14 protein-coding genes and 1 pseudogene are annotated in these 14,055 nt (G+C 70.2%); 6 read left to right on the top strand and 9 right to left on the bottom strand.

Going from position 1 to position 14,055, the window contains the following annotated elements; all coding sequences use genetic code 11:
• Positions 1–133: 133 nt before the first annotated feature.
• The 4 genes from ACFY1J_RS09850 to ACFY1J_RS09835 are packed head-to-tail and all read right to left on the bottom strand — an operon-like array spanning position 134 to position 3,737.
• Positions 134–1,225: an amidohydrolase family protein gene (locus ACFY1J_RS09850; RefSeq protein WP_390711344.1), complete on the bottom strand. Its 1,092-nt coding sequence runs from the start codon at positions 1,223–1,225 to the stop codon at positions 134–136.
• Positions 1,226–1,244: 19 nt separating this feature from the next.
• On the bottom strand, positions 1,245–2,048 hold the full coding sequence (locus ACFY1J_RS09845; protein ID WP_390730987.1) for an amino acid ABC transporter ATP-binding protein: 804 nt from the start codon (positions 2,046–2,048) through the stop codon (positions 1,245–1,247).
• Entirely contained in the window at positions 2,045–2,878 is an 834-nt protein-coding gene (locus ACFY1J_RS09840) for an amino acid ABC transporter permease (protein ID WP_390711346.1), read from the bottom strand. The genes ACFY1J_RS09845 and ACFY1J_RS09840 overlap by 4 nt, the downstream gene beginning before the upstream one ends.
• 4 nt (positions 2,879–2,882) lie before the next feature.
• Positions 2,883–3,737 (bottom strand): transporter substrate-binding domain-containing protein, encoded by an 855-nt coding sequence (locus tag ACFY1J_RS09835; protein WP_390711347.1) that lies wholly within the window; start codon positions 3,735–3,737, stop codon positions 2,883–2,885.
• Positions 3,738–3,887: 150 nt separating this feature from the next.
• Here ACFY1J_RS09835 and ACFY1J_RS09830 point away from each other — a divergent pair.
• The 5 genes and pseudogenes from ACFY1J_RS09830 to thpD form a co-directional block, all read left to right on the top strand.
• A pseudogene (locus ACFY1J_RS09830) lies at positions 3,888–4,809 on the top strand (aminotransferase class V-fold PLP-dependent enzyme); the annotation flags it as partial.
• Between the two features lie 240 nt (positions 4,810–5,049).
• Positions 5,050–5,568, top strand: coding sequence for a diaminobutyrate acetyltransferase (gene ectA, locus ACFY1J_RS09825; RefSeq protein ID WP_390711348.1), 519 nt, complete (start codon positions 5,050–5,052; stop codon positions 5,566–5,568).
• Positions 5,569–5,581: 13 nt separating this feature from the next.
• The gene (ectB, locus tag ACFY1J_RS09820) at positions 5,582–6,853 is read left to right on the top strand and encodes a diaminobutyrate--2-oxoglutarate transaminase (protein WP_390711349.1); all 1,272 of its coding nucleotides are present in this window, start codon (positions 5,582–5,584) and stop codon (positions 6,851–6,853) included.
• Positions 6,854–6,873: 20 nt separating this feature from the next.
• Positions 6,874–7,278 (top strand): ectoine synthase, encoded by a 405-nt coding sequence (locus tag ACFY1J_RS09815; protein WP_390711350.1) that lies wholly within the window; start codon positions 6,874–6,876, stop codon positions 7,276–7,278.
• A 5-nt stretch (positions 7,279–7,283) separates the two neighbouring features.
• The gene (gene thpD, locus ACFY1J_RS09810) at positions 7,284–8,168 is read left to right on the top strand and encodes an ectoine hydroxylase (RefSeq protein WP_390711351.1); all 885 of its coding nucleotides are present in this window, start codon (positions 7,284–7,286) and stop codon (positions 8,166–8,168) included.
• Positions 8,169–8,203: 35 nt separating this feature from the next.
• Here the strand turns inward: thpD and ACFY1J_RS09805 are convergent, their stop codons facing one another.
• From ACFY1J_RS09805 to ACFY1J_RS09785, 5 genes are all read right to left on the bottom strand, one after another.
• Complete coding sequence (locus ACFY1J_RS09805; RefSeq protein WP_390711352.1) at positions 8,204–9,265, bottom strand: aminotransferase class V-fold PLP-dependent enzyme; 1,062 nt, start codon at positions 9,263–9,265, stop codon at positions 8,204–8,206.
• A gap of 96 nt (positions 9,266–9,361) precedes the next feature.
• Positions 9,362–10,078 carry a DsbA family oxidoreductase gene (locus tag ACFY1J_RS09800; protein WP_390711353.1) on the bottom strand — a complete coding sequence of 239 codons (717 nt, stop codon included), beginning with the start codon at positions 10,076–10,078 and terminating at the stop codon, positions 9,362–9,364.
• A gap of 61 nt (positions 10,079–10,139) precedes the next feature.
• Entirely contained in the window at positions 10,140–10,661 is a 522-nt protein-coding gene (locus ACFY1J_RS09795; RefSeq protein ID WP_390730986.1) for a GNAT family N-acetyltransferase, read from the bottom strand.
• A gap of 43 nt (positions 10,662–10,704) precedes the next feature.
• Positions 10,705–11,313, bottom strand: a complete 609-nt coding sequence (locus tag ACFY1J_RS09790) for a DUF1349 domain-containing protein (RefSeq protein WP_390730985.1) — start codon at positions 11,311–11,313, stop codon at positions 10,705–10,707.
• Between the two features lie 270 nt (positions 11,314–11,583).
• A complete protein-coding gene (locus tag ACFY1J_RS09785; protein WP_390730984.1) occupies positions 11,584–13,113 on the bottom strand; it encodes an aldehyde dehydrogenase (NADP(+)) in 1,530 nt (509 codons plus the stop codon).
• 154 nt (positions 13,114–13,267) lie between these two features.
• Here ACFY1J_RS09785 and ACFY1J_RS09780 point away from each other — a divergent pair, with 154 nt between their 5' ends.
• On the top strand, positions 13,268–14,041 hold the full coding sequence (locus ACFY1J_RS09780; RefSeq protein WP_363297317.1) for an IclR family transcriptional regulator: 774 nt from the start codon (positions 13,268–13,270) through the stop codon (positions 14,039–14,041).
• The last annotated feature ends 14 nt before the right edge of the window (positions 14,042–14,055 follow it).

Here is a 14,055-nt window from a genome sequence, read left to right as displayed (position 1 = left end):
GAGACATGCTTGGGACCCGGTCAGAATTACGCACTGTGGGTGAACGGTCAGCAATCCTGCGTTACTTCACTCCATCGTGGACTTTCCGCGAACCCATTCGAATCTCACGGCACAGGCGTTCCCCTGCTCGCCTCTACTCGACGACCCTCCCGTTGAGCACCACACGTCGCGGCGCCGCCAGCACCCGTACGTCCGCGCGCGGATCCGCCTCGTACACCACCAGGTCCGCCGGAGCCGCCTCCTGGAGACCGGGCCGCCCGAGCCACTTCCGGGCGCCCCAGGCCGTGGCCGACAGGGCCTCGACCGGCGGGATTCCCGCGGTGACCAGTTCCGCCACCTCGCCCGCGACCAGACCGTGCGCCAGTGAGCCGCCGGCGTCCGTGCCGACGTACACCGGGATCCCGGCGTCGTACGCACCGCGCACCGTGTCGTAGCGCCGCTCGTGCAGCCGTCGCATATGGGCCGACCAGCTCGGGTACCGGGACTCGCCACCGGCGGCGAGCTGGGGGAAGGTGGCGATGTTGACGAGGGTCGGGACGATCGCGACACCGCGCTCGGCGAACAGCGGGATCAGGTCCTCCGTCAGGCCCGTGGCGTGCTCGACGCAGTCGATGCCCGCCTCGACCAGGTCCCGCAGGGAACTCTCGGCGAAGCAGTGCGCGGTGACCCGGGCGCCGAGCCGGTGGGCCTCGGCGATGGCCGCCTCCACCGCCTCGCGGGGCCAGCAGGCGGACAGATCGCCGAGGTCGCGGTCGATCCAGTCGCCGACCAGCTTCACCCAGCCGTCGCCGCGCCGGGCCTCCTGCGCGACGTACGCGACCAGCTCGTCCGGCTCGATCTCGTGCGCGAAGTTCCTTATGTAGCGGCGGGTACGGGCGATGTGCCGGCCGGCCCGGATGATCTTCGGGAGGTCCTCGCGGTCGTCGACCCAGCGGGTGTCGGAGGGCGAGCCCGCGTCGCGGATCAGCAGGGTGCCCGCCTCCCGGTCGGTCAGCGCCTGCTTCTCCGCGACGTCCGCGTCGACCGGACCGTGTGCGCCCAGGCCCACGTGGCAGTGCGCGTCGACGAGGCCGGGCAGCGCCCAGCCCTCGACGGTCCGGATGTCCTGGGCGCCGGCCGGACGGTCGTAGGAGATCCGCCCTCCGACGACCCACAGCTCGTCACGGACCTCGTCGGGGCCGACGAGGATCCGCCCCTTCACGTGCAGCACCGCGTGATCGCTCATGGACCGCACCTTAGGACAGCTACCCCTCGGACTTCCCCACCTGGTCCGGGGTCTCCTCCTCCACCTCGGCCATCGCGGGGTCGAGGAGGCGGGAGAGGAAGTGGCGGGTGCGCTCGTGCTGCGGGTTGCCGATGACCTGGGCGGGGGTGCCGTCCTCGACGATCACGCCGCCGTCCATGAAGACGACCCGGTCGGCGACCTCACGGGCGAAGGTCATCTCATGGGTGACGACCATCATCGTCATGCCTTCGTCGGCGAGCATGCGCATGACGGCGAGGACGTCGCCCACCAGCTCGGGGTCGAGCGCCGAGGTCGGCTCGTCGAACAGCATGACCTCGGGTCCCATCGCCAGCGAGCGGGCGATGGCGACGCGCTGCTGCTGGCCGCCGGAGAGGGAGGACGGGTAGGCCTCCGCCTTCTCGGACAGACCGACCCGCGCCAGGTTCTCGGCAGCGATGCGCGCGGCCGTCGCCCTGTCCCGCCGGAGCACCCGGCGCTGCGGCAGGGTGAGGTTCTCGGTCACCGACAGATGCGGGAACAGGTTGAACTGCTGGAACACCATGCCGATACGGCGGCGTACGGCGTCGATGTCGACGTCCGGGTCGGTGACCTCGGTGCCGCCGACGAAGACCTGGCCCTTGGTGGGTTCCTCCAGCAGGTTGACGCACCGCAGGAGCGTCGACTTGCCGGAGCCGGACGGGCCGATGACGCAGACGACCTCGCCCTGGGCGATCTCCAGGTCGATGCCCTTGAGCACCTGGTTGTCGCCGAAGGACTTGTGCAGGTCGCGGACCTGGATCTCAGCGGTGCCGGGACTACTCACTTGACCGCCTCCTGGGCATTGGCCTCCAAGCGGCGCGCGACGAAGCCGAGCGGGATCGTGACGAGCAGATAGCACAGGCCGGCGACCAGGATCGGCGTGGAGTTGGCGGTCGTGCTGGCCAGGTCACGGCCGAACTTCGACAGTTCGCGCTCCTCCAGGGTCACACCGAGCAGCAGGACCAGGGAGGAGTCCTTGAAGAGCATGATGAACTCGTTGGTGAGCGGCGGGAGGATGATCCGGAACGCCTGCGGGATGATGATCGAGACCATCGCGCGGGCGGGCGAGAAGCCCAGCGAGCGGGCCGCCTCCATCTGCCCCTTGGGGACCGCCTGGATGCCGGCACGGAACGTCTCCGCCATGTAGGCGGCTCCGATCAGGCCCAGTCCGAGGGCGGCCTTGCCGTAGGTGCCGCCCGGGATCTCCGTGCCGGGGAAGGCCAGCGGCACGGCCACACCGATGAAGACGAAGATCAGCAGCGCGGGCAGGCCCCGGAAGACCTCGATGAAGACGCTCGCGACCCAGCGGTACGGGCCCACGGACGACAGCCGCATCAGCGCGACGACCAGCCCGAGGGCCATCGCGAGCACGAAGCCGGACACCGTGTAGAGCACGGTGTTCTTCAGCGCCAGCGTGATGACGTCGGGGAACATCTGCTGGGCGATGTCCGGCTGGGCGAACTGGTTCTGCAGCCGCCCCCAGTCCGCCGTGACCGCGAGGGCGATCACGGCGGCGACGAAGACGGTGTACTGGACGCCACGCGACAGGCTGCGCTTCTGGCGCCGGGTCAGACCCTTTTTCTTCGGCTGGAGTGGTGCGTCTGTGAAGGTCATGGGGTCAGGACGCGGAGGGCGAGGCGGAGGCGGACGCGGGGTACGGGCCGATCCACTTCTCGTACAGCTTCTGGTAGGTGCCGTCGGACTTGGCGTCCGCGAGCGCCTTGTTGATGGCGGCGAGGAGCTTGGTGTTGCCCTTCTTCACCGTGAAGCCGTACTGCTCACCGGTGTTGAGGTTGTCGACCACCTTGAAGGCGTCCGCGTTGGCCTTGTCCTTCAGCCAGCCCTGGACGACCGGGTAGTCGATGACGACCGCCTGGACCTGGCCGGTGCGCAGGCCGTTGAGGACCGCGTCGGAGGACTCGAAGGAGATCGGGTCGTAGCCCTTGCTCTTCGCGTAGTCCTCGCCGGTGGTCTGCGCCTGGGCGCCGAGCTTCTTGCCCTTGGCCTTGACGTCGGCGAGCGAGGTGACGCCGCTCTTCTTGTCGACGAGGACGGCCTGGGTGGCGTCGAAGTACGGGTCGGAGAAGTCGACGTTCTTCTTGCGCTCGGCCGTGATGGTCATGCCCGCGGCGGCCACGTCGCACTGGCCGGAGTTCAGGAACGCACCGGTCTTGAAGTTCTCGAACGGCGTGTCGAGGATCGTCTGCTTCACCCCGAGGTTCTTGGCGACGAGGTCGATCAGTGACACGTCGAAGCCCTGCACCTTGCCGTCGATCTCCGACTGGAAGGGCGGGTAGGGCAGGTGGGTGCAGGTGGTGAGCTGACCGGCCTTGGCGAGCTCGACCCCGCCGGCGGCCGTCTTCTTGGCACCGCCGCCGTTGTCGCTCGACGAGCAGCCGGCCACGAGCACGAGCCCGACCGTCGCGGTGGTTGCGGCCAGGACGCGGGCCCGGCGCCCGAGGAGCGTGTTCACGAGGGGGGACCTCCTGTGGGGAGCTTTGGATTCCGGTTTCGGGAGTTCCGATTATAAGGAGATGTTTGGGTCACTCAAACCAAACCCATGGCAGCGGGGCTGCGCGGCCTGCGAAGTCCACGGTCGAAGGGGGCCGGGCCCGGCCGGTGACGCTCGGCCCGGCTGCTGGACACCCGGCAGGACGTGGTGATCATGCAGGGCGAGGCGCTGCTGCCCCTGGAGGGCGCGATCCGTGCGGCTGCGGGACCGGGCACGACGGCACTGAACGTGATCACCGGGCCGTACGGCCAGACCTTCGGGAACTGACTGCGGGGCTGCGGTGCCACGGTGATCGATCTGGCCGTGCCCTTCCACACGGCGGTCAACGCCGCACAGATCCACGAGGCCCTCGCCGAGCACCCGGAGATCGACTTCGTGTCCCTGGTGCACGCGGAGGCGGCGACCGGCAACACCAACCCGGTCGCGGAGATCGGCGCGGTGGTGCGGGCGCACGGCGCGCTGTTCCACCTGGACGCGGTCGCCTCGGTCGGCGCGGAGCCGGTGCTGCCGGACGCGTGGGGGGGTGGACCTGTGCGCGATCGGGGCGCAGAAGGCGATGGGCGGACCGGCGGGTGTGTCGGCGGTGTCGGTGAGCGAGCGCGCGTGGACGCGGATGGCGGCGAACCCGCACGCGCCCCGCCGCTCCTACCTCTCCCTCCTCGACTGGAAGGAGCGCTGGATCGACGGCGGCCGCAAGGCACTGCTGCACGCCCCCGCCCAGCTGGAGATGCCGGCACTGGAGGCGTGCGTCGAGCGGATCGAGACGGAGGGGCTGGACGCGGTCATGGCCCGCCACGCGTCCGCCGCGGCGGCGACACGAGCGGGCGCGGTGGCCCTGGGCGGAGGCCTGGAGTCCGACCCCACGCTCCCGCTGGCCGCGGGCAGCGGAGTCCTGGCCAAGGAGATGATCAGGGTCAACCACTACGGAGCGGACGCGACCCCGGAGGCGGTACGGAACTCCCTGACGGCACTGGGCAAGGCGCTCGCCGAGAAGGGCCTGAACGTAAACCTCGACGGAGTTGCCGGGGTCTGAATTCAGGGCAATTTCTGAATCCTTTTCCATCGATAGCTTTCCCGAGTTCTTCTGCCCGCTTTTTGCGGAGCTAAACAGGGGGAATTTCATCCTGGTTTCAACCCTGTGACACACTCCACATAAGCAGTGCATTTGTCCCGTTTTGCGCGGTACAAATCGCTATATTCAGCCAGTCGATGCCATCACGGCCACACCCCCACTCCGTGCATTTTTGAATTTGCCTCGCTAAATTCAAGCCGCATGACTGCCGCACAAGCAGACCTGCTCATCGACCGACCGGAGGTGACGGACGGGGGTTCCCTCTGGCGTATCGCCAAGGACTCCGGGAACCTCGACCTGAACTCCTCGTACAGCTATCTGCTGTGGTGCCGCGACTTCGCCGGCACATCGGCGGTCGCGCGCGGGGCGGACGGGAAGCCCGTCGGATTCGTCACCGGCTATGTACGGCCGGAGCGCCCCCACACCCTGCTCGTCTGGCAGGTGGCGGTCGACGCGGCCCACCGGGGGCGCGGCATCGCCGCCGCGCTGCTCGACGGACTGACCGCGCGGATCGGCGCCGAGCGCCCGATCACCTCCGTCGAGACGACCATCACCCCCGGCAACACCGCCTCCGAGCGCCTGTTCACCTCGTACGCCGACCGGCACGGCGCCGGTGTCACCCGCGAGGTGCTGTTCGACGCGGGCCTGTTCCCCGACGGCGCCCACGAGCCCGAAATCCTGTATCGCATCGGGCCGTTGACCCCCCACACATCGCACTGAGGAGCGATCAACCGTGACCATCACCCAGCCCGACCTCAGCGTCTTCGAGACCCTCGAGTCCGAGGTACGCAGCTACTGCCGCGGCTGGCCCACCGTCTTCGACCGTGCGCAGGGCAGCCTGATGTACGACGAGGACGGACACCGGTACCTCGACTTCTTCGCCGGAGCGGGCTCGCTCAACTACGGCCACAACAACCCCGTACTGAAACGGGCATTGATCGACTACCTGATGCGCGACGGGGTCACCCACGGGCTCGACATGTCCACCACGGCCAAGCGGTCCTTCCTGCAGACCTTCCAGGACCTGGTGCTGCGGCCACGCGACCTGCCGTACAAGGTCATGTTCCCGGGGCCGACCGGCACCAACGCCGTGGAGTCCGCGCTGAAGCTGGCCCGGAAGGTGAAGGGCCGCGAGGCGATCGTGTCGTTCACCAACGCCTTCCACGGCATGTCCCTCGGCTCGCTCGCCGTGACCGGCAACGCCTTCAAGCGGGCCGGCGCCGGCATACCGCTGGTGCACGGGACGCCCATGCCGTTCGACAACTACTTCGACGGCAAGGTCCCCGACTTCCTCTGGTTCGAGCGGCTGCTGGAGGACCAGGGGTCCGGGCTCAACAAGCCGGCCGCCGTGATCGTGGAGACCGTGCAGGGCGAGGGCGGCATCAACGTCGCGCGTCCGGAGTGGCTGCGCGCCCTGGCCGAGCTGTGCGAGCGCCAGGACATGCTGCTGATCGTCGACGACATCCAGATGGGATGCGGCCGCACCGGTGCCTTCTTCTCCTTCGAGGAGGCCGGGATCGTGCCCGACATCGTCACCGTGTCGAAGTCCATCAGCGGCTACGGACTGCCCATGTCGCTCTGCCTGTTCAGGCCCGAGCTGGACATCTGGGAGCCGGGCGAGCACAACGGCACCTTCCGCGGCAACAACCCCGCGTTCGTCACCGCCACCGCGGCCCTGGAGACGTACTGGACCGACGGGTCCGCCATGGAGAAGCAGACCCGGGCCCGCGGCGAGCAGATCGAGCAGGCGCTCGTCTCCATCACCGAGGAGAACCTCGCCGACGTGAAGGAGTACCGGGGCCGGGGGCTCGTGTGGGGCATGGAGTTCCACGACAAGGCGCGCGCCGACCGGGTCGCGCGGCGCGCCTTCGAACTCGGGCTGCTCATCGAGACGTCCGGCCCGGAGGGCGAGGTCGTCAAGCTGCTGCCCGCCCTCACCGTCACCCCCGAGGAGCTGGACGAGGGACTGAGCGTCCTCGCCCGGGCCGTTCGCGAAACCATCTAGCAAGGAGGCTGTGCACCACCGTGATCGTCCGTTCGTTCAAGGACATCGAAGGCACCGACCGGCATGTGAGGTCGGCGTCCGGCACCTGGGAGAGCAAGCGCATCGTCCTCGCCAAGGAGCGGGTCGGCTTCTCCCTCCACGAGACCGTTCTGTACGCCGGGACGGAGACGTCGATGTGGTACGCGAACCACATCGAGGCCGTCGTGTGTGTCGAGGGCGCGGCCGAGCTCACCGACCACGAGACCGGGAGGACGTACTCCATCACTCCCGGGACCATGTACCTCCTCGACGGGCACGAGCGGCACACGCTCCGCGTCCAGGAGGACTTCCGCTGCATCTGCGTGTTCAACCCGCCCGTGACGGGACGGGAGGACCACGACGAGAACGGCGTCTACCCCCTGCTCACCGAACCCGAGGAGGTGTGAGGACCATGACCGTCACCGATCTCTATCCCAGCCGCGGCGCCACCGAGGTGTCCGTTCCGCGCCAGGACCCGGTCGTCTGGGGCGCCCCCGACACCCCCGGCCCGATCGCGAGCGCCGACCTGCAGGCGTACGAGCGCGACGGCTTCCTTCCGATCGACCAGCTGATCACCGACGACGAGGTCGCCGTCTACCGGCGGGAGCTGGAGCGGCTCGTCGACGACCCGGCGATCCGCGCGGACGAACGCTCCGTCGTCGAACCGAAGTCGAAGGAGATCCGTTCCGTCTTCGAGGTGCACCGGATCAGTGAGGTGTTCGCCTCGCTCGTCCGGGACGAGCGGGTCGTCGGGCGGGCCCGGCAGATCCTGGGCTCGGACGTGTACGTCCATCAGTCCCGGATCAACGTCAAGCCCGGGTTCGGGGCCAGCGGGTTCTACTGGCACTCCGACTTCGAGACCTGGCACGCCGAGGACGGGCTGCCGAACATGCGGACGGTGTCCGTGTCGATCGCGCTGACCGAGAACCTCGACACCAACGGCGGGCTCATGATCATGCCGGGCTCGCACCGGACGTTCCTCGGGTGCGCGGGAGCCACGCCCGAGGACAACTACAAGATGTCGCTGCAGATGCAGGACGCGGGGACGCCGTCCGACGAGGCGCTGACCGCCATGGCGGGCGAGTACGGCATCCGGCTCTTCACCGGCCGGGCCGGCTCCGCGACCTGGTTCGACTGCAACTGCATGCACGGGTCCGGCGACAACATCACGCCGTTCCCGCGCAGCAACGTCTTCATCGTGTTCAACAGCGTGGAGAACGCGGCGGTCGAGCCGTTCGCGGCCCCGGTACGGCGGCCGGAGTTCATCGGGGCACGGGACTTCAGCCCGGTGCGCTGAGCTGCCGCACCCGGCTACAGCCGGGCCGGCGAGGGTCAGCCCGACAGGACGTCCAGCAGGCGGTCGACGTCGGCGGGCGTGTTGTACAGGTGGAAGGAGGCGCGCAGGTTGCCCGCGCGGTTGGAGAGCTCGATGCCGGCGCGGCTCAGCTCCGGCTGGCGCTCCCCGAGCGCGGGGACCGAGACGATGGCCGAGCCGGGGGCGGGCACGGGCGCGTGGCCGAGGGTCGCGAGTCCGGCCCGGAACCGGTCGGCGAGGGCCACGTCGTGCGCGTGGACGGCGGCCACGCCGAGTTCTTCGATCAGGTCGAGCGAGCGACGCAGACCCGCGAAGGTGAACAGGGCGTGGCTGAGGTCGAAGCGCCGGGCGGAGTGGGCGAGTTCGGCGACCGGGCCGTAGCAGCTGTCCCACGGGTTCTCGCCCGCGACCCAGCCCGCGAGCACCGGGCTCAGCCCGCCGAAGTCCTCGGGGACCACGAGGAAGGCCGTGCCGTGCGGGCCGAGCAGCCACTTGAAGGAGACGGCGGCGGTGAAGTCGTAGGCGTCCGCGTCCATCGGGAGCCAGCCGGCGGCCTGGGAGTGGTCGACGTAGGTGCGCGCCCCGTGCTCGCGGGCGGCCTCGCGCAGGGCGGGCAGGTCGGCGATGCGTCCGTCGGCCGACTGGGCTGCGCTGACCGCGACCAGCGCGGTGCCCGGGCGGACGGACTCTGCGACGCGCTCCAGCGGCACCGTGCGGACCTTGAGGTCGCCGCGGACGTGGAACGGGTTCAGGACGGAGGTGAAGTCGTCCTCGGCGGTGAGGACTTCGGCGCCGGCGGGCAGCGAGGCGGCGATCACCCCGCTGTGCGCGGCGACCGAGGCGCCCACCGCGACCCGGGTCATCGGGACTCCGGCGAGCCGGGCGTAGGCGGCCCGGCAGGCCTCCACGTCCTCGAACAGCGGGGTCAGCGGACGGCCCTCGGCCCGCAGCAGCGCCGCCTCGTGCAGGGCGGCGACGGTGCGGGCCGGCAGCAGGCTGTTGCTCGCGGTGTTGAGGTAGGTGTTCTTCGGGGCGAACTCGGCGCGGACGAGGCTCTCGAACGTCTCCGTGGTCTCCATGGATCCACTCTGCGGCCGCTGAATTCATAAGTCCATTGCGAATCTATACGTGGATCCACTTAGGAACACTTATACGTCCGCGCCGACCTGCGGTTTTCAGTGCTGCGGCACCGCGCACCCGTCCGGCCCGCAGGCCTCGGCGCCGCCCTCGTCGATGAGCTTCAGCGCAGAACGCGCACCCCACGCCTGGCTGAGCGCCTGCGTGAACACCTCGGCGGGCTGAGCCCCCGAGACCCCGTACTTCCGGTCGAGGACGAAGAACGGCACTCCGTTCGCACCGAGCTGGGCGGCCTCGCGCTCGTCGGCGCGGACCTCGTCGGCGTACGCGGCCGGGTCGGCGAGCACCGTGCGGGCGGCGTCGGCGTCCAGGCCCGCCTCGACGGCGAGCGCCACGAGCCGCTCGTCGCCCTCGCTGAAGACGGAGCGCTCCTCGGCGAAGTTCGCCCGGTAGAGGATCTGGATCAGCTCGTCCTGCTTTCCCTGCTCCTTGGCGAAGTGCAGCAGGCGATGCATGTCGAAGGTGTTGCCGTGGTCGCGGTCCCGGGTGCGGTAGTCCAGGCCCTCGGCGGCGGCCTGCGCGCCCAGGTTGTCCTCGCCGGCCTGGGCCTGCGCCTCGCTCATGCCGTACTTCTTGGCGAGCATCCTCAGCACCGGCTGGACGTCACCCTTGGCGCGGCCCGGGTCCAGCTCGAAGGACCGGTGCACCACCTCGACCTCGTCGCGGTGCGGGAAGGCCGCCAGCGCCTTCTCGAAGCGGGCCTTGCCCACGTAGCACCAGGGGCAGGCGATGTCGCTCCAGATCTCGACGCGCATGTCTTCGGCTCTCTCCAGGTCGTACGGGCGCGGAGGCTCTCTCCGCCCAGTACATGAACGTTCAAGCAGAGAGGTTCAATTCCCCGGGCACGGAGAACCGCAGGAAGAGGTGGTGATCCCCCTCGGCGGGCGGGTTGTCCGGGTCCGGGACCCAGCCCTGGCGGGCGTAGAAGGCCTGGGCACGGGCGTTGTCCACGTGCACGTCGAGCACGGCGGTCCGCTTGCCGTCGGCGCGCCACTCCTCCACGCACGCCCGGTGCAGGGCCGTGCCGAGGCCGGAGCGCCAGTGGTCGGGGTCGATGTGGAACTGGAACAGCTTGACCGTCTCCGCGGGGGCGCCCTCCGGGGTGCGGAAGGAGGCGATACCGACGATGGCGCCGTGCGCGACGGCACACAGCACATGGCCGTCCGGGCGCTCGATGGAGCTCTGCCAGGCGGTACTCCAGTCCGTGTCGGACTGCGGGACGCCGTCCGGGTAGTAGGTGGAGCGGGCCCGGAAGTGCAGGTCGGCGATGACCTGGGCCTCGGCGCGCACGGCTGTCCTGATCACCAGGGATTCGACGGTCCGATGCTCTCTGATCATGCAGCGGAAGACGAGTCGGGAGGCGGTCCGGTTCCGCCGGGGCTCAGCTTCCGTCGCGCAGGTCGTCCGGCCAGCCGGGCCTGAACTCGATGTGGTCGTACGTCACCACGCAGCCCTCCCCCAGCGGCGACTGGGTCATGAAGCCGACCAGCGCCGCGTCCGTCTCCTTCTCCCCGCCCAGCGTGAAGAGCCGGACGAAGGTCCAGCGCACGCCGTCGCGGGAGGCGTGGAAGGCGAAGGCACGGCCCGTGCGGCTGATCCGCAGCCAGACCGAACTGCCCTCCACGGAGAAGGCGTTGGCGTCGTCGGAGTGCCCCCGGGTGACCACCGTGCACACGGTCGGCACGTCCGGGGAGTACTCCAGGCAGAGTTTGGCCCAGGCCCGGTCGCCCACGTGGACGTAGAGCACACCCGCGTCGAACGCGGCGCTGAACCCGACGGTGACCCGCGCGATCAGCTGGAACTCCCCCTCCGGCGCCCCGAGCAGCCGGGGCGCGTCGGAGGCGGGGTCCAGCCCCTCGTCGGTGGGCGGCACGAACCGGTCCTGCCGGGGCCCTGCCCAGCCGCTGAGGATGCCGTCCTCATAGGACCAGTGACCGTCGGGACCGTAAGTACGGAGAAGAAAGGGAAGTTCGGGAAGTTCCAGGTCCATGCCCAGAGTCTCTCAGCTTCCGATCTCCGTCACCGGCCCCTGTACGGGTTCAGCGTTCCAGATGGCCGTTGAAGCGGCGGGGCCGACGGACTTCGAGGCCGATGTCGATGTCGTCGCCCGGCACAGGCCGCCGTGCTACCGGGCCGACGCCACCGCCACCCCCATCGGCCAGCCCTTCACCAGAACCCGCCCCCGCCGGCGGCGGCGCCAACACCGCCAGGATCTCCGCGCCGCGCCCTCGCCCGTCGGCCTTCCGCCGCGAGGCGCAGGTCAGCGTTCCAGATGACCGTTGAAGCGGCGCGGCAGACCCAGGGGGTTGTCGTCGCGGAGCTCCTTCGGGAGCAGGGCCTCGGGGGCGTTCTGGTAGGCGACCGGGCGCAGCCAGCGCTCGATGGCCGTGCCGCCGACGGACGTCGAGGTGGACGTCGTCGCCGGGTACGGGCCGCCGTGGTGCTGGGCCGGTGCCACCGCGACACCCGTCGGCCAGCCGTTCACCAGTACCCGGCCGGCCAGCGGGGTCAGCTCCGCCAGGATTTCCGCGCCGCGGCCCTCGCCCGCCGCCTCCTCCGTCGAGAGGTGCACCGTCGCGGTGAGGTTGCCGGGCAGCCGGGACAGTACGGCGGTCGCCTCGTCCTGGTCCTCGTAGCGGACCACCACGGTCACCGGTCCGAAGCACTCCTCCAGGAGCAGGTCGTACGCCCCCTCCTCGGCCAGCCGGCCCGCCGGAACCGTCAGGAAGCCCGGGCTGACCGTGTGCTCGCTGCCCGCGCCGGGGGTCACCGGGGACTCCACGCCGGACAGCGCGGCCCGCTCGGCGACACCGGCGACGAAGTTGTCCCGCATGCGGTGGTCGAGCAGGACCCCCGCCTCGGTGTCGCTGACCGCGTCCGTGAGCGACTTGACCAGACCGTCGCCCGCCGCGCCGGACGGCACCAGCACCAGGCCCGGCTTCACACAGAACTGCCCCACGCCCAGCGTCATCGACCCGGCGAGACCGGTGCCGATCGCCTCGGCGCGCTCGGCGGCCGCGGCCTCGGTGACGACGACGGGGTTGAGGGAGCCCAGCTCGCCGTGGAAGGGGATCGGGACCGGCCGGGCGGCGGCCGCGTCGAAGAGGGCACGCCCGCCCCGTACGGAGCCGGTGAAGCCGGCCGCCGCGACCAGCGGGTGCCTGATGAGCTCGACGCCCGCCTCGAAGCCGTGGACCAGGCCGAGGACACCGTCGGGGATGCCGTGCTCGGCGGCGGTCCGGCGCAGCACCTTGGCGACCAGCTCGGACAGCGCGGGGTGGTCGGGGTGGGCCTTGACGACGACCGGGTTGCCCGCGGCCAGGGCACTCGCGGTGTCACCGCCGGCGACCGAGAAGGCGAAGGGGAAGTTGGATGCCGAGTAGACGGCGACGACGCCCAGCGGGACCTTGTAGCGGCGCAGGTCCGGGATCGGCGGGGTCGCGGTGTCGTCGGGGTGGTTGACGATGACGTCGAGGAACGCGCCCTCGTCGACGATGTCCGCGAAGGCCCGCAACTGGTAGGTGGTGCGCGCGAGTTCGCCGGTCAGCCGGACCGGGCCCAGCGCGGTCTCGGCGTCGGCGGCCTCGACCAGCTGGTCCCTGGCCGCGTCGAGGCCCGCGGCGGCGGAGCGCAGGAAGGCCGAGCGCACCGCGCGGTCGGCGAGAAAGCCCCGCGCGGCGTGGGCGGCCCGGACGGCGGTGTCCACCTCCTGGGCCGTGGCCTCCACCGCAACCTGTTCACGCTGCTTCCCGGTACGCGGGTCGACACTCCAGACTGGTGCTGCTGCCACCGCGGATCCCTCCACGTTCATTGCGGATGCATTGCCGCTGCAATTACCGCAGTATCTGGGTCATTCACCAGGGCGTTCGATATACTGAACACCGTCTCTGATGATGAATATGCTGTTGGAGACTATTTCCCGTCGAACGAAGGGGTCAAGGGCGATGTCGGCAGGCGAGACAGGCGGCGGGGCGCAGGTCAAGTCCGCGGTGCGGACCGTTGAATTGCTCGAGTACTTCGCCGGCCGGCCCGGTATGCACTCCCTCGCGGCGGTCCAGGAGGCTGTCGGCTATCCCAAGTCCAGCCTGTACATGCTGCTGCGCACGCTGGTGGAGCTGGGCTGGGTGGAGACGGACGCGACCGGCACCCGGTACGGCATCGGGGTGCGGGCGCTGCTCGTCGGCACCTCCTACATCGACGGCGACGAGGTGGTCGCGGCGGCCCGGCCCACCCTGGACCGGCTCTCCGACGACACCACGGAGACCATCCACCTGGCCCGCCTGGACGGCACCAACGTGGTGTACCTGGCCACCCGGCAGTCCCAGCACTATCTGCGCCCGTTCACCCGCGTCGGCCGCCGGCTGCCCGCCCACTCCACGTCCCTCGGCAAGGCGCTGCTGGCGACCCACACCGACGAACAGGTCCGCAAGCTGCTCCCGGAGACCCTGCCCGCGCTGACAGAGCACACCATCACCGACCGGGAGCAGCTCATCGAGGAGCTGCACCAGGTCCGGGAGCAGGGCTTCGCCGTGGACCGCGAGGAGAACACGCTGGGGCTGCGCTGCTTCGGCGTCGCGATCCCGTACCGCACCCCCGCGCGCGACGCCATCAGCTGCTCGGTGCCGGTGGCCCGGCTGACCCCCGCCCATGAGCAGATGATCAAGGACGCCCTGTTCGACGCCCGGGACCGGCTGACGCTGGCCACGCGGAGGCTGTGAGCGGGACGGCGTCT

The organism is Streptomyces sp. NPDC001406 (assembly GCF_042895285.1).
Taxonomy (GTDB): Bacteria; Actinomycetota; Actinomycetes; order Streptomycetales; family Streptomycetaceae; genus Streptomyces.
The sequence above is the reverse complement of the archived record's forward strand: the minus strand, read 5'-3'. Positions and strand labels throughout refer to the sequence as shown.

Excerpts from the sequence above, each read along its gene's own strand:
- ACFY1J_RS09850 (WP_390711344.1), bottom strand. The coding sequence starts at position 1,225 with ATGAGCGATCACGCGGTGCTGCACGTGAAGGGGCGGATCCTCGTCGGC.
- ACFY1J_RS09840 (WP_390711346.1), bottom strand. The coding sequence starts at position 2,878 with ATGACCTTCACAGACGCACCACTCCAGCCGAAGAAAAAGGGTCTGACC.
- ectA (WP_390711348.1), top strand. The coding sequence starts at position 5,050 with ATGACTGCCGCACAAGCAGACCTGCTCATCGACCGACCGGAGGTGACG.
- thpD (WP_390711351.1), top strand. The coding sequence starts at position 7,284 with ATGACCGTCACCGATCTCTATCCCAGCCGCGGCGCCACCGAGGTGTCC.
- ACFY1J_RS09805 (WP_390711352.1), bottom strand. The coding sequence starts at position 9,265 with ATGGAGACCACGGAGACGTTCGAGAGCCTCGTCCGCGCCGAGTTCGCC.
- ACFY1J_RS09800 (WP_390711353.1), bottom strand. The coding sequence starts at position 10,078 with ATGCGCGTCGAGATCTGGAGCGACATCGCCTGCCCCTGGTGCTACGTG.
- ACFY1J_RS09795 (WP_390730986.1), bottom strand. The coding sequence starts at position 10,661 with ATGATCAGAGAGCATCGGACCGTCGAATCCCTGGTGATCAGGACAGCC.
- ACFY1J_RS09790 (WP_390730985.1), bottom strand. The coding sequence starts at position 11,313 with ATGGACCTGGAACTTCCCGAACTTCCCTTTCTTCTCCGTACTTACGGT.
- ACFY1J_RS09780 (WP_363297317.1), top strand. The coding sequence starts at position 13,268 with ATGTCGGCAGGCGAGACAGGCGGCGGGGCGCAGGTCAAGTCCGCGGTG.